At 70.8% G+C, this 20,743-nt stretch carries 17 protein-coding genes; 8 read left to right on the forward strand and 9 right to left on the reverse strand.

The features are described 5' to 3' along the window. Positions 1 to 4 precede the first annotated feature (4 nt). Positions 5 to 1,180 carry an acyl-CoA dehydrogenase family protein gene (locus GCN81_RS17060; RefSeq protein ID WP_156725492.1) on the forward strand — a complete coding sequence of 392 codons (1,176 nt, stop codon included), beginning with the start codon at positions 5 to 7 and terminating at the stop codon, positions 1,178 to 1,180. 35 nt (positions 1,181 to 1,215) lie between these two features. Then, on the forward strand, positions 1,216 to 2,220 hold the full coding sequence (locus GCN81_RS17065; protein WP_156725493.1) for an acyl-CoA dehydrogenase family protein: 1,005 nt from the start codon (positions 1,216 to 1,218) through the stop codon (positions 2,218 to 2,220). 62 nt (positions 2,221 to 2,282) lie between these two features. On the opposite strand, the gene acnA is transcribed toward GCN81_RS17065, so the two are convergent. Beyond that, positions 2,283 to 5,000, reverse strand: coding sequence for an aconitate hydratase AcnA (acnA, locus tag GCN81_RS17070; RefSeq protein WP_156725494.1), 2,718 nt, complete (start codon positions 4,998 to 5,000; stop codon positions 2,283 to 2,285). 277 nt (positions 5,001 to 5,277) lie between these two features. Here acnA and GCN81_RS17075 point away from each other — a divergent pair, with 277 nt between their 5' ends. Further along, positions 5,278 to 6,024, forward strand: a complete 747-nt coding sequence (locus tag GCN81_RS17075; protein ID WP_156725495.1) for a transglutaminase-like domain-containing protein — start codon at positions 5,278 to 5,280, stop codon at positions 6,022 to 6,024. Between the two features lie 78 nt (positions 6,025 to 6,102). Here the strand turns inward: GCN81_RS17075 and GCN81_RS17080 are convergent, their stop codons facing one another. Next, the gene (locus GCN81_RS17080) at positions 6,103 to 6,546 is read right to left on the reverse strand and encodes a DUF6299 family protein (protein WP_156725496.1); all 444 of its coding nucleotides are present in this window, start codon (positions 6,544 to 6,546) and stop codon (positions 6,103 to 6,105) included. Between the two features lie 79 nt (positions 6,547 to 6,625). Beyond that, on the reverse strand, positions 6,626 to 7,291 hold the full coding sequence (locus GCN81_RS17085; RefSeq protein WP_156725497.1) for a preprotein translocase subunit SecD: 666 nt from the start codon (positions 7,289 to 7,291) through the stop codon (positions 6,626 to 6,628). 456 nt (positions 7,292 to 7,747) lie between these two features. Between GCN81_RS17085 and GCN81_RS17090 the strand changes: the two genes are divergently transcribed. Beyond that, the gene (locus GCN81_RS17090) at positions 7,748 to 9,274 is read left to right on the forward strand and encodes a helix-turn-helix domain-containing protein (protein WP_156725498.1); all 1,527 of its coding nucleotides are present in this window, start codon (positions 7,748 to 7,750) and stop codon (positions 9,272 to 9,274) included. A gap of 24 nt (positions 9,275 to 9,298) precedes the next feature. Here GCN81_RS17090 and GCN81_RS17095 read toward each other — a convergent pair whose 3' ends face one another. Both GCN81_RS17095 and GCN81_RS17100 read right to left on the reverse strand, forming a co-directional pair. Next, complete coding sequence (locus tag GCN81_RS17095) at positions 9,299 to 9,970, reverse strand: DUF2470 domain-containing protein (RefSeq protein WP_231626779.1); 672 nt, start codon at positions 9,968 to 9,970, stop codon at positions 9,299 to 9,301. A gap of 151 nt (positions 9,971 to 10,121) precedes the next feature. Next, the gene (locus GCN81_RS17100; RefSeq protein WP_231626780.1) at positions 10,122 to 11,351 is read right to left on the reverse strand and encodes a GDSL-type esterase/lipase family protein; all 1,230 of its coding nucleotides are present in this window, start codon (positions 11,349 to 11,351) and stop codon (positions 10,122 to 10,124) included. Between the two features lie 297 nt (positions 11,352 to 11,648). Between GCN81_RS17100 and GCN81_RS17105 the strand changes: the two genes are divergently transcribed. After that, complete coding sequence (locus GCN81_RS17105; RefSeq protein ID WP_156725500.1) at positions 11,649 to 12,659, forward strand: right-handed parallel beta-helix repeat-containing protein; 1,011 nt, start codon at positions 11,649 to 11,651, stop codon at positions 12,657 to 12,659. Between the two features lie 36 nt (positions 12,660 to 12,695). Here the strand turns inward: GCN81_RS17105 and GCN81_RS17110 are convergent, their stop codons facing one another. Together GCN81_RS17110 and GCN81_RS17115 are read right to left on the reverse strand one after the other, a co-directional pair. Next, the gene (locus GCN81_RS17110; protein ID WP_156725501.1) at positions 12,696 to 13,094 is read right to left on the reverse strand and encodes a RidA family protein; all 399 of its coding nucleotides are present in this window, start codon (positions 13,092 to 13,094) and stop codon (positions 12,696 to 12,698) included. After that, positions 13,091 to 14,203, reverse strand: a complete 1,113-nt coding sequence (locus GCN81_RS17115; RefSeq protein WP_156725502.1) for an acyl-CoA dehydrogenase family protein — start codon at positions 14,201 to 14,203, stop codon at positions 13,091 to 13,093. The genes GCN81_RS17110 and GCN81_RS17115 overlap by 4 nt, the downstream gene beginning before the upstream one ends. A 97-nt stretch (positions 14,204 to 14,300) precedes the next feature. On the opposite strand from GCN81_RS17115, the gene GCN81_RS17120 reads away from it, so the two are divergent. Together GCN81_RS17120 and GCN81_RS17125 are read left to right on the forward strand one after the other, a co-directional pair. Then, a complete protein-coding gene (locus GCN81_RS17120; protein ID WP_156725503.1) occupies positions 14,301 to 15,983 on the forward strand; it encodes an AMP-binding protein in 1,683 nt (560 codons plus the stop codon). Positions 15,984 to 15,992: 9 nt separating this feature from the next. Then, a complete protein-coding gene (locus tag GCN81_RS17125) occupies positions 15,993 to 16,829 on the forward strand; it encodes a PaaX family transcriptional regulator (protein ID WP_156725504.1) in 837 nt (278 codons plus the stop codon). Between the two features lie 26 nt (positions 16,830 to 16,855). Here GCN81_RS17125 and GCN81_RS17130 read toward each other — a convergent pair whose 3' ends face one another. Further along, positions 16,856 to 19,204 carry a bifunctional salicylyl-CoA 5-hydroxylase/oxidoreductase gene (locus tag GCN81_RS17130; RefSeq protein ID WP_156725505.1) on the reverse strand — a complete coding sequence of 783 codons (2,349 nt, stop codon included), beginning with the start codon at positions 19,202 to 19,204 and terminating at the stop codon, positions 16,856 to 16,858. Positions 19,205 to 19,209: 5 nt separating this feature from the next. Next, a complete protein-coding gene (locus GCN81_RS17135) occupies positions 19,210 to 20,040 on the reverse strand; it encodes an enoyl-CoA hydratase family protein (RefSeq protein WP_156725506.1) in 831 nt (276 codons plus the stop codon). A 174-nt stretch (positions 20,041 to 20,214) separates the two neighbouring features. Between GCN81_RS17135 and GCN81_RS17140 the strand changes: the two genes are divergently transcribed. After that, complete coding sequence (locus GCN81_RS17140; protein WP_407697978.1) at positions 20,215 to 20,739, forward strand: ATP-binding protein; 525 nt, start codon at positions 20,215 to 20,217, stop codon at positions 20,737 to 20,739. Positions 20,740 to 20,743 lie beyond the last annotated feature (4 nt).

Genomic DNA, 20,743 nt, shown 5'->3' on the forward strand with positions numbered 1-20,743 from the left:
ACTGATGGACCTCGACTTCACCGCCGCGGAGGACGCCTTCCGCGCCGAGGCGCGTGCCTGGCTCCGCGCGAAGGTGCCCGCCACTCCCCTGCCGTCGCTGGAGACCGCCGACGGGTTCGCAGCCCACCGGGAGTGGGAAGCCACCCTGCACACCGACCGCTGGTCGGCGGTCAACTGGCCACAGGAGTACGGCGGTCGGGGCGCCTCACTCCTTCAGTGGCTGATCTTCGAGGAGGAGTACTACGCTGCCGGGGCGCCCGGCCGCGTCAGCCAGAACGGCATCAGCCTCCTGGCCCCCACCCTCTTCGACCATGGCACCGCCGAGCAGCGCGCCCGCGTCCTGCCGCCGATGGCCCGCGGCGACGTGGTCTGGGCGCAGGCCTGGTCCGAGCCCGAGGCGGGCTCCGATCTCGCCTCGCTGCGCTCCACCGCGGTACGGGCCGACGGCGGCTGGCGCTTGAGCGGGCTGAAGACCTGGTCCTCGCGGGCGGCGTTCGCGGACCGTGCGTTCGGGCTCTTCCGCTCCGACCCGGACAAGGACGCGGACCGGCCGCATCGCGGGCTGACGTATCTGATGTTCCCGCTGGACGCGGAGGGCGTCACCGTACGGCCGATCGGGCGGCTCGACGGCAAGCCCGCGTTCGCCGAACTCTTCCTCGACGGCGTCTTCGTACCGGATGAGGACGTGATCGGCGAGCCCGGGCAGGGCTGGCGGGTGGCGATGAGCACGGCGGCAAACGAACGCGGGCTGACGCTACGCAGCCCGGGGCGCTTCATCGCGGCCGCCGAGCGGCTGCGGGGGCTGTGGGACGAGCGCGCCGACCCCGCCGACACGGCGCTGCGTGACCGCGTCGCTGACGCCGTGATCGGCGCGCGGGCGTATCAGCTGTTCACCTTCGCGGGGGCGTCGCGGATCGCGGCCGGGGGGTCGATCGGCGCGGAGTCCAGCCTGAACAAGGTCTTCTGGTCCGAGCTGGACATCGCGCTGCATGAGACGGCCCTGGATCTGCTGGGGCCGCTGGGCGAGCTCTCCGACGAGGCCACTGACGCACCCGCGCACGGCAGTTGGTCCGAGGGATACACCTTCTCCCTCGCCGGTCCCCTCTACGCCGGTACGAACGAGATCCAGCGGGACATCATCGCCGAGCGCCTGCTGGGCCTGCCGAAGGGGCGCCGCTGATGGAGTCGCCACGCACACCCCGAAGGACGCCCGTGATGAAGTTCCTCGTCGACGACGAGCAACACGATTTCGCCCGCTCGCTGGACACGCTGCTGCACGCGGCCGACACACCGGCGGTGGTGCGCGCCTGGTCTGGCGGTGAACCGGCCGCAGGACGTGCGCTCTGGGAGCGGCTGGCGCGGGCGGGGGTGTTCGCGCTCGCCGTGCCCGAGCGGTATGAGGGGCTAGGGCCGCTGCCGGTGGAACTGGCCGTCGCGTTCGAGCGGTTGGGGCGGCACGCGGTGCCGGGTCCGGTGGTGGAGACGGTGGCGGCGGCCGCCTTCTGGGACCGGCTCGGCCAGCGGGGGGTGGAGGTGGGCGCGGCGTGGCTGCCGTCGCTGGCGTCCGGCAAGACGATGGCTTCGTACGGCATGCCGTCCGCCTTCAGCCCGTACGCACTGGACGCCGATACGGCCGACGTGGTGCTGGTCGTGGACGGTGACACGGCGCGCCTCGCGGAGACCACCGGCCCCGTACAGCCGTCGGCCGATCCGGTGCGCCGACTGGCCCGGCCCGTCGTCAGCACCGGTGAGCCGCTCGCGCGGGGGCCCGCTGTCGCCGAAGCCGCCGAGTACGCCGCCGAGTACGCCGCGCTCGCCACGGCGGCGCAGGCGCTCGGGCTTGGCCGGGCGCTGCTGGAGCGGACGGTCGGCTACGTCAGGCAGCGAACCCAGTTCGGGGTGCCGATCGGGACGTTCCAGGCCGTGAAGCACCGGCTCGCCGACACCCTCGTCGCGCTGGAGTTCGCCCAGCCGTTGGTGTACTCGGCCGCTCTGGCCCTGGCGGGCACGGACCGGGCGGCGACCGCCCGTGAGGTCGCCGCCGCGAAGGTGACCGCCTGCGAGGCCGCGTACACCGCCTCGCGGACCGCGCTCCACCTGCACGGCGCACTCGGCTACACCGAGGAGCTGGACCTGTCGCTGTGGATACGGAAGGCGCGCGCGCTGCGCACGGCGTGGGGGACGCCGTCGCGGTGCCGGGCCCGGGTACTGCTGACCTGAACGGCAGCGGGCCGCGCCCCCGGCGATACCGGGGACGCGGCCCAACAGCCCTACCTGATCCCTTACTTGCGGATCAGGCTGCGCAGCACGTACTGCATGATGCCGCCGTTGCGGTAGTAGTCCGCCTCACCCGGGGTGTCGATGCGGACGACCGCGTCGAACTCCACACCCGTGTCGGTGGTGACCTTGACCGTGCTCGGCGTGGTGCCGTTGTTCAGCTCGGTCACGCCGGTGAAGGAGAAGGTCTCCTCGCCGGTGAGCCCGAGGGACTCGGCCGTCAGGCCCGCCGGGAACTGCAGCGGGAGGACGCCCATGCCGATGAGGTTGGAGCGGTGGATACGCTCGTACGACTCGGCGATGACGGCCTTGACGCCGAGCAGCGCGGTGCCCTTGGCGGCCCAGTCACGGGACGATCCGGAGCCGTACTCCTTGCCCGCGAGGACGACCAGCGGGATGCCCTGGTCGATGTAGTTGCGCGAGGCGTCGTAGATGAACGACACCGGCGCGTCGGCCTGGGTGAAGTCGCGGGTGAAGCCGCCCTCGGTGCCCGGCGCGATCTGGTTGCGCAGGCGGATGTTGGCGAACGTACCGCGGATCATGACCTCGTGGTTGCCGCGGCGCGAGCCGTAGCTGTTGAAGTCGCGGCGCTCGACGCCGTGCTCCGTGAGGTACTGGCCCGCCGGGGTGTCGGCCTTGATGGCACCGGCCGGGGAGATGTGGTCGGTGGTGACCGAGTCGCCCAGCTTGGCCAGGACGCGCGCGCCGGTGATGTCGGAGACCGGGGTGGTCTCCATCGTCATGCCCTCGAAGTAGGGGGGCTTACGGACGTACGTCGACTCGGCGTCCCACTCGAAGGTGTTGCCGGTCGGGATCGGCAGCGCCTGCCACTGGGCGTCGCCCGCGAAGACGTCCTGGTAGGACTTGTTGAACATGTCCTCGCCGATGGCGTTGGCCACGACGTCGTTGACCTCGGCCTCGGAGGGCCAGATGTCCTTCAGGTAGACCGGGTTGCCGTCCTGGTCGGCACCGAGCGCCTCGGTGGTGATGTCCACCTTCATGGAGCCCGCGAGGGCGTACGCGACGACCAGCGGCGGGGACGCCAGGTAGTTCATCTTGACGTCGGGGTTGATCCGGCCCTCGAAGTTGCGGTTGCCGGAGAGCACCGAAGTGACCGCGAGGTCGTGGTCGTTGACGGCCTTGGAGACCTCGTCGGGCAGCGGGCCCGAGTTGCCGATGCAGGTGGTGCAGCCGTAGCCGACCAGGTTGAAGCCGACCTTGTCGAGGTAGGGGGTGAGCCCCGCCTTGTCGAAGTAGTCGGTGACGACCTTGGAGCCCGGGGCGAGGGTGGTCTTGACCCACGGCTTGCGGGTCAGGCCCTTCTCCACCGCCTTCTTGGCCACCAGGGCGGCGGCGACCATGACGTACGGGTTCGAGGTGTTGGTGCAGGAGGTGATGGCCGCGACCGTCACCGCACCGTGGTCGATCTCGTACGTCGAACCGTCGGGGGCGGTCACGGGGACCGGCTTCGACGGTCCGCCGTTCGGCGTGTTCGCCGGGGCGTCGGAGGCCGGGAAGGACTCCTTGCTCGCCTCCATGTCGTCGTCCACGTAGTTGCGGACGTCCTGGCCGAACTGCTCGGCGGCCTTCGCGAGGACGATGCGGTCCTGCGGGCGCTTCGGGCCGGCGATGGAGGGGACGACCGTCGAGAGGTCCAGCTCCAGCTTCTCGGAGAAGTCGGGCTCGGCGGCCGGGTCGAGCCAGAGGCCCTGCTCCTTGGCGTACGCCTCGACGAGGGCGACCTGCTGCTCGTCGCGGCCCGTCAGGCGCAGGTACTTCAGCGTCTCGTCGTCGATCGGGAAGATCGCGGCGGTGGAGCCGAACTCCGGCGACATGTTGCCGATGGTGGCGCGGTTGGCGAGCGAGGTGGCGGCGACGCCCTCGCCGTAGAACTCGACGAACTTGCCGACGACGCCGTGCTTGCGCAGCATCTCGGTGATGGTCAGCACGAGGTCGGTGGCGGTGGTGCCCGGCTTCAGCTCGCCGGTCAGCTTGAAGCCGACGACGCGCGGGATGAGCATGGAGACCGGCTGGCCGAGCATCGCGGCCTCGGCCTCGATGCCGCCGACGCCCCAGCCGAGCACGCCAAGGCCGTTGACCATGGTGGTGTGCGAGTCGGTGCCGACGAGGGTGTCGGGGTACGCCTGGCCGTTCCGGACCATGACCGTACGCGCCAGGTGCTCGATGTTCACCTGGTGGACGATGCCGGTGCCCGGCGGGACGACCTTGAACTCGTCGAACGCGGTCTGGCCCCAGCGCAGGAACTGGTAGCGCTCGCGGTTGCGGCCGTACTCCAGCTCGACGTTCTGACCGAAGGCCTCCGCGGTGCCGAACTTGTCGGCGATGACGGAGTGGTCGATGACCAGCTCGGCCGGGGCCAGCGGGTTGATCTTCGCGGGGTCGCCGCCGAGCTCCTTCACGGCCTCACGCATGGTCGCGAGGTCCACGACGCAGGGCACACCGGTGAAGTCCTGCATGATCACGCGAGCCGGCGTGAACTGGATCTCCTGGGCGGGCTGGGCCTGGGAGTCCCAGCCGCCGAGCGCCCGGATGTGGTCGGCGGTGATGTTCGCGCCGTCCTCCGTGCGGAGCAGGTTCTCCAGCAGCACCTTCAGGCTGTAGGGAAGGCGTGCGGAGCCCTCGACCTTGTCCAGCCTGAAGATCTCGTACGACTCGTCGCCCACGCGCAGCGTGGCGCGGGCGTCGAAGCTGTTCGCCGACACGACAGTCTCCTTCATATGTATGCGCGTACCACCGCATCCTGCCGCCACGGCTTGCCGCCGATCCGCTAAGGTAAGGCTTAGTTAGGTTGCCCTTACCGCCAAACTCAATCTTGGCGTGCGGCTGCGGTGCGCCTCGGCAGTTATCTCGATGTCGAGATAACTCTAGTACATCGCGGCTGCTGGGTCATGCCCCGACCCTCCTGACCGCACTGTCCTGTCCCAGCGTCCCAGTGATCTTCTTGCGCCGCCCGCCGGTCACCCGGCAGATTGGGCGGCTATGACGCCATCCTCATGCGATACGCCCGCTGCCCACCACCTGGGAGCGACCAGGATTCTGGACTGGCGGGACCCGCGGATCCAGGCGCTGCTACGGCGGGCCAGACAGGCCAGACAGGAAGGGCCCGCCACCACCGGTACCGACGCGGCCCGCGCGACCCTCATCTCGGCACACCAGATGATCCGCGCCAGCGTCCGGCCCGTCTACGCGCTCGATGACACGCGACCGGCCTCGCGGACGCTGGCGCGCGGCCGCGGCTCGTGCAGTCAGCGGATGGCCGTACTGGAGGCCGTCGCCCGCGCGGCGGGTGTGCCCAGCCGGGTCCGGGGGCTGCTCGTGGACGGGGCGTTCTGGCGGCCGCGTTTCGCGCGGCTGCACCGGCTGGTTCCCGAGCGGGTCGTGCTGGCCTGGCCGCAGTTCCACCTGGAGGGCGCCTGGGTGGATTTCTCGGAGCTGTACGGGCCGCTGACGGAGCTGACGGCGCGTCGGCCGCAGGGGTTCACCAACCAGGGCGAGGAGACCCTCTTTGACGCGGTGGCCGCCACCGCGGTGGACTGGACGGGCCAGACCTGCGCTACGGACTGCGCCCCGGCCGGGTGCTCGGCCTTCGACCTCTCCGGCGCCGTGCGCGCGGACCTGGGCTACTTCCCGTCCCGGGACGCCCTCTTCGCCGAGCACGGCCAGACGCTGTGCCATGCCGCCCGCACGCTCGGCGAACCCGTGATGAGTCGGCGTACCGCCGCCTGAGGGCGGCGCGCCACGCGCCGATCCTCACCGAACCGCTGACCGCCGTTCAGCGAGGTCGGCGCTCGATCCGACCCGGGGTCAGCCGTTCAACATGACGTCCTGCTGGTGGGCCGCGTGGAAGTACGGCTGCGGGAGGCCGCCAGTGGAGCGCAGTTCCATCACCGTGGCCTCGACGTGCGCCGAGCCGGGCTCGAAGCGGCCCGGCTCCGTGCGTTCGGTGTTCGTCCAGGTGCGCACGGCGCCGTCGCAGATCGCCTTGGTGCCACCGACGCCCTTGCGTACGGCGCTCTCGCCCTGGCCCAGCGATGCGCTCACGAACACGGGCCCCCTACTCCCCGTACAGCGATAGGTGCCGGACAACGTGACCGTGCCGTCCTCAAGGACGCGGCCCGTCGAGGCGACGGTCACCCTCTCGTACGGGTCGGCCAGTCCGGGTGACGCGGGTGCGGCGTACGCGGCCGGGGCGGCGAACAGCAGCAGCGTGAGGCTGGCGGCTGTGCCCATGAGCTGGCGCGGTGACATCGGAATACCTCCTGTGGTGGGGCGATTTGGGCTGCCACAGGTACCAGCCCCGCACGTGCGCACGCGTGACCCTCACCCGTTAGCGGCGGTTTCGCCGCACGCTGGCGACGTTCAGGTGGACCGGGAGGGAGCCGTATTCCACGAGCGAGGCAAGTTCCCGCGCCGAGTCCTGGGTGTAATTCCCCGAGATCTCCGCCCGCCCGCCAGCGATCGACTGCAGGACAGAGGGTGCCGAGAGCACCTCATCGTCCAGAACGATCGCGAACTGATTCCGGGGCGGCTGCTGGCCCGCCAGTTCACCGGTGACGTCGGCGAACTTCGCCGCCCCCTTCGATGTGAAGGCCAGCGTCACGACCCAGGACGCACGGCTCGAGTCGCGCTGCGCTGCGGCTCCCGCCACGTCGGAGCCCACCAGGGCAGCGGGCTCGAGGAGGTAGTCGAGAACCTCTTCCTTGCCCTCAGCTACCGCCTGGGACCCACACACAGCCACGAAACCCGCCCCGCGCGTGGCAGCCTCGCGCCGCAGGTCTTCGCACTGCCCGGCCGCGCCGGGAGACAGTGCGACAACAGGTCTGAACGCGAGTGCACCGGTCCGCCCGAGGGCCTTCAGGGTCTTTTCGCTGGCGCCGGCGGCCCGGATGGTGATCTCACCGCCGGTGACGTCGCTCCGCACGTCCTTGAGGCCCAGAGAGTCGGCCCGCTGCTTCATCTGGTCCGCGGCCTGACTCAACTGCGCGCCGCTCACCGCACCTTTGGCGCGGAAGGTGACGGATATCCCGGCCGCCCCTTCCGGGGATTCCCCAGACCCCTCCGACCCTTCGGGACTCTCCGCACACGCCCCCAGCATCCCGGCGAGCACGACGACGGCGAGGAGCGCGGTAAGGCTTCGGGGACGCGTCACTGACGGAGACCAGTGGTGGGTGGTCGTGGGCCGATCCATACGTTCACCTGTCCTCTGTGTACCGGGATTCCGGGTTGCCGGGACGGCGGTTGGCGGTTGGCGGTTGGCGGTTGGCGGGGACAAACCTAACGCGCACCGCCGTCACCGAGCCGGGCCTTGGCCGAAGAGAGCCATCGAGATCGCGCATGGACCCGATCCAGTGTCATCCGATATCACCTAGATACCGAGCATTTGGGTGACCTGTCACCCCAACGCCCCCCACAGCGCGACCCCATCTCATATCTGAGATAGCCTGCCGCCATGTCAGACGACTACCTCTCACGCATCGGCAAGCTCATCCGTGACGCCCGTCAGCACAGGGGCTGGACACAGTCGCAGCTCGCCGAGGCGCTCGCCACAAGCCAGAGCGCCGTCAACCGCATTGAACGCGGGAACCAAAACATCAGCCTTGAGATGATCGCTCGAATTGGTGAAGCTCTGGACAGCGAAATCGTCTCTCTGGGCTACGCCGGGCCGATGCATCTGCGCGTGGTCGGAGGCCGTCGGCTCTCCGGCTCGATCGACGTCAAGACGAGCAAGAACGCCTGTGTGGCGCTGCTCTGCGCCTCGCTGCTCAACAAGGGCCGCACCGTACTGCGCCGGGTGGCCCGCATCGAGGAGGTCTTCCGCATCCTGGAGGTGCTGAACTCCATTGGCGTACGCACCCGCTGGATCAACGACGGCGGCGACCTGGAGATCGTCCCGCCTGCCGCACTCGACATGGACGCCATCGACACGGAGGCGGCGCGCCGCACCCGGTCGATCATCATGTTCCTCGGCCCGCTGGTGCACCGCCTGGACCGCTTCAAGCTGCCGTACGCGGGCGGCTGCGACCTCGGCACCCGTACCATCGAGCCGCACATGATCGCGTTGCGCCGGTTCGGCCTCGACATCACGGCCACCGAGGGGATCTACCACGCCGAGGTGCACCGCACGGCCCCGGACCGGCCGATCGTCCTGACCGAGCGCGGCGACACGGTGACCGAGAACGCGCTGCTCGCGGCCGCCCGGCACGACGGCGTGACGGTGATCCGTAACGCGTCGTCCAACTACATGGTCCAGGACCTGTGCTTCTTCCTGGAGGCGCTGGGCGTACGGGTGGAGGGTGTGGGCACCACCACGCTCACCGTGCACGGCGTGCCGGACATCGACGTGGACGTCGACTACTCGCCGTCCGAGGACCCGGTCGAGGCGATGAGCCTGCTCGCCGCCGCCGTCGTCACCTCGTCCGAACTCACCATCCGCCGGGTGCCGATCGAGTTCATGGAGATCGAGCTGGCGGTACTGGAGGAGATGGGCCTGGACCAGGACCGCTCCCCCGAGTACGCGGCGGACAACGGCCGCACCCGCCTGGTGGACCTGACCGTACGCCCCTCCAAACTGGAGGCGCCGATCGACAAGATCCACCCGATGCCGTTCCCCGGCCTGAACATCGACAACGTGCCGTTCTTCGCGGCGATCGCGGCGGTCGCGCAGGGCAAGACCCTGATCCACGACTGGGTCTACGACAACCGCGCCATCTATCTGACCGATCTCAACCGGCTCGGCGGACGGCTGCAACTCCTGGACCCGCACCGGGTGCTGGTCGAGGGTCCGACCCGTTGGCGGGCCTCGGAGATGATGTGCCCGCCCGCGCTGCGGCCCGCGGTGGTCGTCCTGCTGGCGATGATGGCGGCCGAGGGCACGTCCGTACTGCGGAACGTGTACGTCATCAACCGGGGCTACGAGGAGCTGGCCGAGCGGCTCAACTCGGTGGGCGCGCAGATCGAGACGTTCCGCGACATCTGATCGCCGACATCCGGATCGGTGACGTCACGGCTGGAGCGGGGACTGGTCCAGGCGCGGGCAGGCTCGGGCGGCGGCGAGCAGGGTCTGTACGCGGTCGCCCGCCTCCGCCGCGTGGTGGAGCGGCGTCGGGAACGGTAGCCGGACGTCGTGGTGGGTGTGGGTGTGTTCGAGGCGGAGTGTGATCCCGTACCGGTCCACAGCCAGGGGGAGGACGCGCGGTGCGCCCCGTAGCAGCCGCGCGTCCACGAGGCGGGCGAGCAGGGCGAGTTCGTCGCTGTGGACGTCGATGAGGTGCGTGAGCATGTCGGCCTCGTGTACGGCCAGCGGGTCGCTGGAGGCGAGGGTGAGTTCGTCGAGTCCGACGGTGATCGCCTCCGGCCCCGCCGCCAGCTCGGCGTGCGCGAAGTCCAGCCGCATGTCCACGACCGGCGCGTCGGCGGGCCGGCCGACGGGGGTGAGCCAACCGCTGAGCGTCACGCGGGCCCGTACGCGGTCGCGTACCGCGGTGGGTGCGATGTCGGTGAACTTCAGCAGGGCGGCCACGATGCCGCGGGGTGCGAGGGCGACTTCGGTGGCCAGGCCGCAGTCGTCCGGTACCCGCAGCCGCAGCCGCCCTCGGCCGTCGAGGGCGTGCAGACCGGCCAGTTCGTAGGAGCGGCCGTCGGTGACCAGCAGCAGCGATTCCGCCGCGGCCACTACGCTCCGAACGCGCTCGCCATTGGTCGGCTGGGCTGTGCGGACGTCCGCAGCATTCATCCCCGATCCCCTTCCAGGTTAGGTTAGGCATACCTAACCTACCCGAAAGGGGATCTCGGCGGCCAGCCCTGCCGACTTCCCCTGTGATCGCCTAGGGAAGTGCGGTCAGATACATCCCAGATGTACCAGAACCTGCCGTGTTGCGGCAGCCGTAGTCGCCGGTCGGCTGGGCGTAGATCAGGGACAGGCAGCGCCCTTGGCTGAGTTGGCCGTAGTAGTTGGGGTGCATGGACTCCTGCACCGGGCCCTGCGTCTCGCTGCTGTCGATCCAACGGGCCCACTCACTCGTCGTCGCCGACGGAGGCTGAGCGGCGCTGACCAGACGGCTCGCCGTGGCGCACACCTCGCGCCCCTGGAGCATGTCGCGCAGATCCAGGAACTGCGCGCCCTTGGCCGCGGCCACCTCCTTCAGCCGGCCCGCGATCTGCGGGACCAGCGAATCCCGCGCCCAGTCGGAGTCCTTGTTCCAGAACGGGCAGCCCCCGGTGTTGACCCGGGACCAGCCGCTCTCCGCGTAGCGGTTCTCGCTGCCGCGCGGGATGGGAGACGGGTACGACTGGAGGACGACGCGGTAGGCGGAGGCGCTGTATCCGGCGCCGGACATCACCGTACGGACCTCGTCGATGGCCTTGCCGACGTTCGTCATCGCCGTGTCGATCTTCGAGTCGACCACGGGCTGCTGGTCGTCGTGGCAGTAGGAGTACCAAATGATGTAGTCCTTCGCGCACTTCTCGATGATGGACGCGAAGCCCAGGTCGTTGCCGCCGATCGAGAGGGCGATGACCTTGACGTCGTTCGCGGCGGCGATGCTCGCGAGCTGGTCCGCCTGCGGAGCCTCACCCTTGTAGGACTGGCCGCCGCTCACGGACCGGAAGACGTTCTGGGTGGTCGCGCCGGAGCAAGCGATGTTGATGAGGGCCTGGGTCGTCCCGGTGGCGCTGTGCACCTCGGCGGAGTCCGAGCGGTGGCAACCGTTGCTCGCGGTGGTGCCGTACACCTGGCTCGGGTCGTACGTGCTTCCGGTCCATGCCCGGTCGGTTCCGTCCCGGCTGCCGCTGTTGGTGAGGCTGTTGCCGCGCCAGCGGCCGGCCTCGCCGGAGATGTAGCTGTCCCCCATGGACACGATCGCCGTGGGCCCGGACCCGGGGCTCGCGGCGGCGGTGGTGCCCGCGCCGCCGACCCCGGTGACGGTCGTACCGAGAGCGGCCAGGGCGACCGAGAGCGCGAGGGCCGCGCGGCGCCCGGTGCGGCGCCAGGGGGATCGGCTGCGGGATCGGCCGGGGGGCGGTGCGGACGCACGGGTGGGGCGGAAACCAGACACGGCGGAACTCCATCGTTCGGCCACGCCAAGGGTGCGGAACCAGACATGCGGACAGGCATGCGGACAGGCATGCGGAAACACCCAGGGCGCTGTGGCGTAGGGACGTGGGGAGGGCCGCCGGCCGGTGGCATGGCGGAATCTCGCACGCCGTGGCTTGTTACCGCTAGGTAGCGTCAGGTCTCTTTTCCGTCACGCTGATCCACTGACGTCACGCCCCTTGCGAACTCCCACGACCGCCCATAGAAAGGAAAGGTTCCTAACAGTCCCCGTGGAGCACCTGGATGTGGTGGAGTCCTTATGCGTCGACATCGGATCACCTCCCTTTGCGCGGCCGCCCTGTTGGGCGCGGGCGCGCTCCTCGGCACCGGGTCAGCGTCGGTCGCCGTCCCCTCCGACGCCGACGCCGAGACCGAGGCCGTCGCCGTCGTCCCCGTCCGTAACGCGGCGGAACTCAAAGGCGCGCTGGCCGCCGCGAAGCCGGGCGACACCATCCAGCTCGCCGACGGCACCTACCGAGGCAACTTCAAGGCGTACGCCTCCGGGAGAGGTTCCGCGCCCATCACGCTCACCGGTTCCGGTGGTGCGGTGCTGAGGGCGCGCGGCGGCTACGGGCTCCACCTGAACGGCGCCTCGTACTGGAACCTCAGCGGGTTCACGGTCACCGGCGGCCAGAAGGGGATCATGCTGGACGCCGCGGACCACGTCCACATCAACTCCGTGACCGTGCACGGCCTCGCCATGGAGGGCGTGCACTTCCGGAACTCCAGCTCAGACGGCTCCATACGGAACTCGACGGTCTACGACACCGGAAACAACGGCCGCGGCATGGGCGAGGGGATCTACGTCGGCAGCGCGGGCGGAACGAGCGACGGCAGCGACCGCGTCCTGATTGAGAACAACACACTCGGCCCGGACATCGGCGGTGAGAGCATCGACATCAAAGAAGGCACCACGGGCGCCAGGATCATCGGCAACACCTTCGACGGCAGCGGCCTGACCGGCGCCCACTTCGACGACTCCTGGGTCGACATCAAGGGCAATGACGTCCTCGTCGCGCACAACACCGGTACGCACACCACCAACGACGGGTTCCAGACCCATACGGTCCAGGACGGCTGGGGCTGTCGCGCGACGTTCCGCGGCAACACATCCGACCTCCGCGGCGCCTCGGGACCCAGCCGGTACGCCATCAACGTCACCAACTACGCCCAGGGCAGCTGCCCCGTCACGATCACCCGCGACAACACGGTCACCGGCGGGAGGGCCCTGACCAACCCCGGCGTGCCGGTCACCGGCTCTGGAGGCTAGGTCCCGTCTCCCCGAGACAGGCCAGCCCTGAGGCGGTCAGTCCAGTACGGCTACCCCGTCCAGCTCCACCAGCGCCTGGGTGTCCCACAGCCGTACCGCGCCGATCACCGCCATCGCGGGATAGTCGCGTCCCGCCAACCGGCGCCAGACGCGGCCGAGTTCGGGGGCGTGGGTGCGGTAGTCGGCGACGTCGGTGGCGTAGACGGTGACGCGGGCGAGGTCGCCTGGGGTGCCGCCCGCCGCCGCGAGGGCGGTGAGCAGGTTGGTGAGGGCCGTCTCGAACTGCTCGGGCAGGGTCTCGCCGGTGACCTTGCCGTCAGCGTCGAGTGCGGTCTGGCCCGCGAGGAAGACCAGGCGTGACCCGGTGGCCGTGACCGCGTGCGAGAAGCCGGTGGGCGGGGAGAGCTCGGCGGGATTGACGCGCTCCAGGCTCATGCGTACAACTCCTTCGCGATGATGGTGCGCTGGACCTCGGTCGCGCCCTCGTAGATACGCGGCGCCCTGACCTCCCGGTAGAGGTGCTCGAGCAGGTGGCCGCGTTGCAGGGCGCGGGCGCCGTGCAGTTGGACGGCCGCGTCCACGACCTGCTGAGCGGTCTCGGTGGCGAGGAGCTTCGCCATGGCGGCGCGCCGCGGTACGTCACTCTCGCCTCGGTCGTACGCGGCGGCCGCGGCGTACACCAGCAGGCGGGCCGCCTCCGTGCGCGTGGCGAGTTCGGCGACCTGGTGGGCGACGGACTGGAGGTCCTTCAACAGGCCGCCGAACGCCCGCCGTTCACGGGTGTACGCGAGGGTCGCGTCCAACGCTGCCTGGGCCATGCCGACCGCGAAGGCGCCCACGCTCGGACGGAAGAGGTTGAGGGTGCCCATCGCCACCCTGAAGCCCCGGTCCGGCTCGCCCAGCAGGTCCACGCGGGTCACCGGGACCGCGTCGAAGGAGAGGGTGCCGATGGGGTGCGGCGAGAGCATCTCCAGCGCGCCGCCCGTCAGCCCGGCGCGGTCGGCCGGGACCAGGAAGGCGGTGACGCCGCGTGCGCCAGCGTCCGGGGTCGTACGGGCGAAGACGGTGTAGAAGTCGGCCTGGGGGGCGTTGGAGATCCAGGACTTCTCGCCGGTCAGCCGCCAGCCAGCGGCGCCGTCGGGCTCCGCGGCGAGCGACAGGGCCGCCGCGTCCGAGCCCGCGCCCGGCTCGCTGAGCGCGAAGGCGGCCACCGCGCGCCCCGCCGTCACCTCCGGCAGCCAGCGCGCGCGCTGCCCGGGCGAGCCGTGAGCGTGCACCGGATGGGCGCCGAGGCCCTGGAGTGCGAGGGCGGTCTCGGCCTCCGTACAGGCGTAGGCGAGGGATTCCCGCATCAGGCACAGGTCGAGGGAACCGGAGTCGAAGAGGCGCCCGAGCAGGCCCAGTTCACCGAGCGCCTCGATCAGGGGCCGGTTGATCCGCCCCGGTTCGCCCCGCTCGGCCAGGGGACGCAGGGTGTCGGCCGCGAGGGTGCGCAGTTCCTCGCACCAGGCCCGCTCCTTCGGTTCCAGCGCGAAGGCCGACATCGACACCCCTCCGTACCGCTCTGTATCGCGAACTGTTGACTGCCGTCACCATCACGATACGCTCGATGCGCGACCCCACCACACCTAAGGGGCGAACATGGAGCTGACACCCCTCACTGCCTCCGCCCACGCCGACACCTTCTCCCGGGACCATCTGCCGCCCGTGGAGCAATGGCCCCGGCTTGTCTTCGACCTGCCCGAGCTGGCGTACCCCGACCGCCTGAACTGCGGCGTGGAGCTCCTGGACCGCACGGTAGAGCGGTTCGGCGCGGACCGCACAGTCTTCCGCGCCCCATCGGGCGAGCGGTGGGCGTACGGCGAGCTGCGCGACCAGGTCGACCGGATCGCCCAGGTGCTCACCACGGACCTGGGGGTGGTGCCCGGCAACCGGGTGCTGCTGCGCGGGCCGACCACGGTGTGGCTGGCGGCCTGCTGGCTGGCGGTGCTCAAAGCGGGGGCCGTCGCGGTCACCGTGCTGGCCCAGCAGCGGGCCGCCGAGCTGGCCACGGTCTGCGAGATCGCACAGGTCAGCCAGGCGCTGTGTGACGTACGCGGGGTCGAGGACCTGGCGAAGGCCGGGGTGCCGGGGCTGCGGATCACGACCTTCGGCGGGGACGGCCCTGACGACCTGCGGGAGCTGGCCGCGCGGCGGCCCGAACCGTTCACGCCGGTGGACACCGCGGCCGACGATGTCGCGCTGATCGCGTTCACCAGCGGGACCACCGGACGGCCCAAGGGCTGTATGCACTTCCACCGCGATGTGCTGGCCATCGCCGACACTTTCTCGCGGCATGTCCTGCGGCCAGAGCCCGACGACGTCTTCGCGGGCAGCCCGCCGCTGGGGTTCACCTTCGGGCTCGGCGGGCTCGTGGTCTTCCCGATGCGGGTGGGGGCGTCGGCGGTGCTCCTCGAACAGGCCGGTCCCAAGCAGCTGTTGCCCGCGATCGCCGAGCACCAGGTCTCCGTGGTCTTCACCGCGCCGACCGCCTATCGCGCGATGCTGGATGAACTGGACAGGCCGAACAGACCGGACAAGAGCGACGCGTACGACGTGTCCAGTCTGCGGCGCTGCGTCTCAGCGGGCGAGAACCTGCCCGCCGCGACCTGGGAGGCCTGGCAGCGCCGCACCGGGCAGCGGATCATCAACGGCATCGGGGCCACCGAGCTGCTGCATATCTTCATCTCCGCCGCCGACGACGGCATTCGCCCGGGCACGACCGGGGTTCCAGTACCCGGCTGGCAGGCGCGGGTCGTGGACGGCAAGGGCGCACCGGTGCCGGACGGCGAGCCTGGCCTGCTGGCCGTGCGCGGCCCGGTCGGCTGCCGCTATCTGGCCGACGCGCGGCAGCTGGAGTACGTACGCGACGGCTGGAACATCACGGGTGACACCTACGTACGTGAGCCGGACGGCTACTTCCGTTATGTGGCCCGCGCGGACGACATGATCATCTCGGCCGGGTACAACATCGCGGGTCCGGAGGTGGAAGAGGCCTTGCTGCGCCATCCTGACGTCCAGGAGGCCGCGGTGGTCGGGCGCTCCGACGAGTTGCGCGGGCAGATCGTGGTGGCGCATGTGGTGCTGCGCGATTCGGTGCAGGGGGGCGACGCCATGGCCGCGGTGCTGCGGGACTTCGTGAAGGCCGAGCTGGTGCCGTACAAGTGCCCGCGCGAGATCGTGTTCCTGGACGCCCTGCCGCGTACGCCCACCGGCAAGCTGCAGCGGTTCCGGCTACGGGAGTCCGTACCAGGTGAGAGGGGCGGTCCGGCCGAAACGATCTAGAGTAATGGCGTGGCAGACCAGCACACTCCGCGATCCCTGATCGTCACCTACTACGGCGCTTACGGGCGCCGTTCGCCCGCGTCCGGTGAGCCGACGGGTTCGGTGGCGGTGGCTGAGCTGATCCGGCTGCTCGGGGCGGTCGGTGTGGACGCGCCGTCGGTACGGTCGTCGGTGTCCCGGCTCAAGCGGCGCGGGCTGCTGGTGCCGGAGCGTACGGAGCGCGGCGCGGCCGGGTACGCGCTGTCGGACGACGCCCGCCAGCTCCTCGACGACGGCGACCGGCGCATCTACGCGGCGACGCGGCCCCGGCTCGACGAGGGCTGGGTGCTGGCCGTCTTCTCGGTGCCCGAGTCAGAGCGCAGCAAGCGGCACGTCCTGCGCTCGCGGCTGTCCGGCCTGGGCTTCGGCACGGCGGCGCCCGGCGTGTGGATCGCGCCCGCCCGGCTGTACGACGAGACCCGGCACACGCTGCGGCGGCTGCGGCTCGATCCGTATGTCGACCTGTTCCGGGGCGAGCACCTGGGGTTCACGGCGACGGCGGAGGCGGTGGCGCGCTGGTGGGACCTGGCGGCCATCGCCGAGTTGCACGAGCGGTTCCTGGCCCACCAGGAGCCGGTGCTGCGTGCCTGGGAGGCGCGCGATGACACTCCGGCCGAGGACGCCTACCGGGACTATCTGCTGGCCCTGGACTCCTGGCGGCATCTGCCGTACGCCGATCCGGGGCTGCCTGCCGAGCTGCTGCCGGAGGGGTGGCCGGGTGGGCGCTCGGCGGAGGTGTTCGCGCGGCTGCATGAGCGGCTGCGGGACGCGGGGGCGGAGTTCGTGCGGCGGGCTTCCTCGGCGTGAGGCGTTCCGCCGCGTGAGGCGTCCCCTTAGGCGTCCGGTGCGGTGTCGTCGCGGGCAGTGTCCAGGGTGAGCCGTGGTTTCGGGGCATCCGTGCGGCCGGTCTGCGGTGGCCTGCTGCCCGCCCGGTACGGAAGCGGCCACTCGACGTCGGTGTAGCCCTGTTCGGCCGCCGCGTGCAGGGTCCAGTGCGGGTCGTACAGGTGCGGCCTGGCCAGCGCGCACAGGTCGGTACGGCCTGCCAGGATCAGGGAGTTGACATCGTCCCAGGAGGAGATGGCGCCGACCGCGATCACCGGGATGCCGCTCTCGTGGCGAATCCGGTCGGCGAACGGGGTCTGGTAGGAGCGTCCGTAGGCGGGCTGTTCATCGGCGACGACCTGACCGGTGGAGACGTCGATGGCGTCGGCGCCGTGCGCGGCGAAGGCCCGGGCGATCCGTACGGCGTCCTCGGCGGTGGTGCCGCCGTCGGCCCAGTCGGTGGCGGAGATACGGACCGTCATCGGCTTGTGCTCCGGCCAGATCGCCCGTACGGCGTCGAAGACCTCCAACGGGAAGCGCAGCCGGGCCTCCAGGGAACCTCCATAGGCGTCGGTGCGCCTGTTGGTCAGCGGGGAGAGGAAGCTGGACAGCAGATAGCCGTGGGCGCAGTGGAGTTCGAGGAGGTCGAAGTCACAGCGGGCGGCCCGCCAGGCCGCGGCGGCGAACTGCTCGCGGATCTCGGTGAGTCCGTCGCGGGTGAGTTCGTACGGGGTCTGGCTGGTCGGCTTGTACGGGATCGGGGAGGCGGCGCCCAGCGGCCAGTTGCCGCTCGGCAGTGGCTCGTCGATGCCGTCCCACATCAGCCGGGTCGAGCCCCTGCGTCCCGAGTGCCCGAGCTGGACCCCGATGGCGGTGCCCGGCGCCTGGGTATGGACGAAGGCGGCGATCCGGCTCCAGACGTCCGCCTGTTCGGGAGTGTAGAGCCCGGCGCAGCCGGGGGTTATGCGGCCCTCGGCGCTGACGCACACCATCTCGGTCATGACCAGGCCCGCGCCGCCGAGGGCGCGGGCGCCCAGATGGACGAGGTGGAAGTCGCCCGGTACGCCGTCGGTGGCGGAGTACATGTCCATCGGGGACACCACGACGCGGTTGCGCAGCCGCAGTTCGCGTAGCTGGAAGGGGGTGAACATGGGCGGTGTACCGGGCGGGCAGCCGAACTCCCGCTCCACGGCTGTGGTGAACGCGGCATCGCGCAGCCGTAGGTTGTCGTGGGTGACGCGGCGGCTGCGGGTGAGCAGGTTGAAGGCGAACTGGCGTGGTGGCTGGTCGGTGTAGCGCGCGATCTCCTCGAACCACTGGAGGCTGGCGCGGGCCGCGCGCTGGGTCGAGGCGACCACGGGGCGGCGCTCGGCTTCGTAGGCGGCGAGTGCCTCGGGCAGCGTGTGCCGCTCCTCGACGCAGGCGGCCAGGGCCAGGGCGTCCTCGACGGCCAGCTTCGTACCGGAGCCGATGGAGAAGTGGGCGGTGTGGGCGGCGTCCCCGATGAGGACCGTGTTTCCGTGGGACCAGTGGTCGTTGACGACCGTACGGAAGGTGATCCAGCTGGAGGCGTTGGACCTGAGGGGGCGGCCGCCGAGGGCGTCGGCGAAGATCTTGGCGCAGCGCTCGACCGACTCCGCCTCGTCCAGCTCCGCGAACCCGGCCGCCCGCCACACCTCTTCGCGCATCTCGACGATGACGGTGGAATCGGTCGCGGAATAGGGGTAGCCGTGCAGTTGCATGACGCCGTGCTCGGTCTCGGCGATCTCGAAGCGGAAGGCGTCGAAGGCGAAGTCGGCGGCCAGCCAGATGTAGCGGCAGCGGTGTTCCTCGATGCGCGGGCCGAAGGCATCGGCGTGCGCTTCCCGGGTGGCGCTGTGGACGCCGTCGGCGGCGATCACCAGGTCGTACGTGGTGGAGAGTTCGGCCGCCGGTGGGGCCTCGGCACGGAAGCGGAGGTCGACACCGAGCTGGCGGCAGCGCTCGTGCAGGACCGCCAGGAGACGGCGGCGGCCGAGTGCGGCGAAGCCGTGGCCGCCCGAGGTGTGCCGGTGGCCGCGGTGCGCGATGTCGATGTCGTCCCAGCGGACGAACTCCGCCTGGAGCGCGGCGTAGACGACCGGGTCGGCGTGTTCGATGCCGCCGAGGGTCTCGTCGGAGAGGACGACGCCGAAGCCGAACGTGTCGTCGGGGGCGTTGCGCTCCCAGACGGTGATCTCGCGTCGTGGTTCCAGGCGTTTGAGGAGCGCCGCCGCGTAGAGGCCGCCGGGGCCGCCGCCGATGACCGCCACCCGTAGCGCCGTTCCCCGCGTGGTCGCCGGCCGCGTGGTCGCCGTCCGCGTGGTCGCTGCCCGCATGGCCGCTACCTGCCCTGCCACTTGGGCGGGCGCTTCTCGGTGAACGCCGCGTGGAACTCCGCGTAGTCCTCGCCGTGCATCAGCAGAGCCTGGGTCGCGGCGTCCAGTTCGATGGCGGTGGCGAGCGGCATGTCCAGTTCGGCGGTGAGCAGCGCCTTGGTCTGCGCGTAGGCGAGCGCGGGGCCTTCGGCCAGGTGGCGGGCTAGTTCGGCGGCCCGTTCGTCGGTGCGGCCCTCGTCGGTGAGCTCGCTGATCAGGCCGATCCGTTCGGCTTCCGGGGCGCGTACCGGCTCGCCCAGCATCAGCAGCCGGGTGGCGTGTCCGAGCCCGACGACGCGGGGCAGCAGATACGCGGCGCCCATGTCGCCGCCGGAGAGCCCGACTTTGGTGAACAGGAAGCTGAAGCGCGCCGAGGGGTCGGCGATCCGGAAGTCCGCGGCCAGGGCGAGGACCGCGCCCGCGCCCGCGGCGACTCCGTGTACGGCGGCGATGACGGGGAAGGGGCACTCCCGGACGGCGCGGACGACCTGCCCGGTCATGCGGTTGAAGTCCAGCAGCCGCGAGGTGTCCATGGCAAGCGTCGCGCCGATGATCTCGTCGACGTCACCGCCCGAGCAGAAGCCGCGGCCCTCCCCGGCCAGCACCAGCGCGCGGACGGACTTCTCGCGGGACAGTTCGGCGAGCAGGTCGCGCAGGTCGGCGTAGGCGCCGAAGGTCAGGGCGTTGAGCCGGTCGGGCCTGGCCAGGGTGACGGTGCCGACCCCGGTGTCGTCGACGGTGAACCGGATGTGCTGCCACTTCGGCGTGCGGGGCGTGGAGCCGGTGAAAGGACTCATGGTGTGCGGCCACCTCCCTCACAGCAACGTATCACCGCTCTATGACTACCGTCATGAGTACGCGATAACTCCGGGTCGGAGGTCCTGGGGGACCCCGACCACCGCCTCTACGGACGGCGCCTTACCATTCGTACGGTTGAAAGCAGGACAGCCTGCACCTCGAACGGACCCGCCGTGCATCCCATCGCCGCCACCCCCCTCGCCACGCCGCTCGCCGCGCCCGCCTCCCCGCCCGCCGCCGCGCCCGGCGCCTTCTGGCGTACCGCGCTGCCGCACACTCCGGCGGCCGTGCCCATGGCCCGCGGCCTGGTCCGTACCGCGCTGTCCGACATCGCGGCGCCCGCGGACCGCGACACCGCCGAGCTGCTCACCGCGGAGCTGGTGGCGAACGCCGTCGAGCACACCCCTCAGGCGGCGCCGCTGGAGCTGGTGATCGAGCTGCTGCCGACCGGCTGCCGGGTGGAGGTGCACGACCCCGACCCGGCGCCGCCCGGCGACCTGTCGGCCTCCTGCTCCGCCGACCAGCCGGACCCCTGGCAGGAGCACGGCCGGGGGCTGCTGCTGATTCGCGCCCTGAGCCAGACCTGCGGGCATCGCCCCACCGCGGCGGGCAAGGCGGTGTGGTTCACCCTGCCGACCGCTCCCGTACGGCCCGCCCCGGCAACGACTACCCCCGCGACGGCCGCCGGTCCGGGCTGACCCG

This window comes from Streptomyces apocyni (assembly GCF_009739465.1).
In the GTDB taxonomy this organism is placed as follows: domain Bacteria; phylum Actinomycetota; class Actinomycetes; order Streptomycetales; family Streptomycetaceae; genus Streptomyces; species Streptomyces apocyni.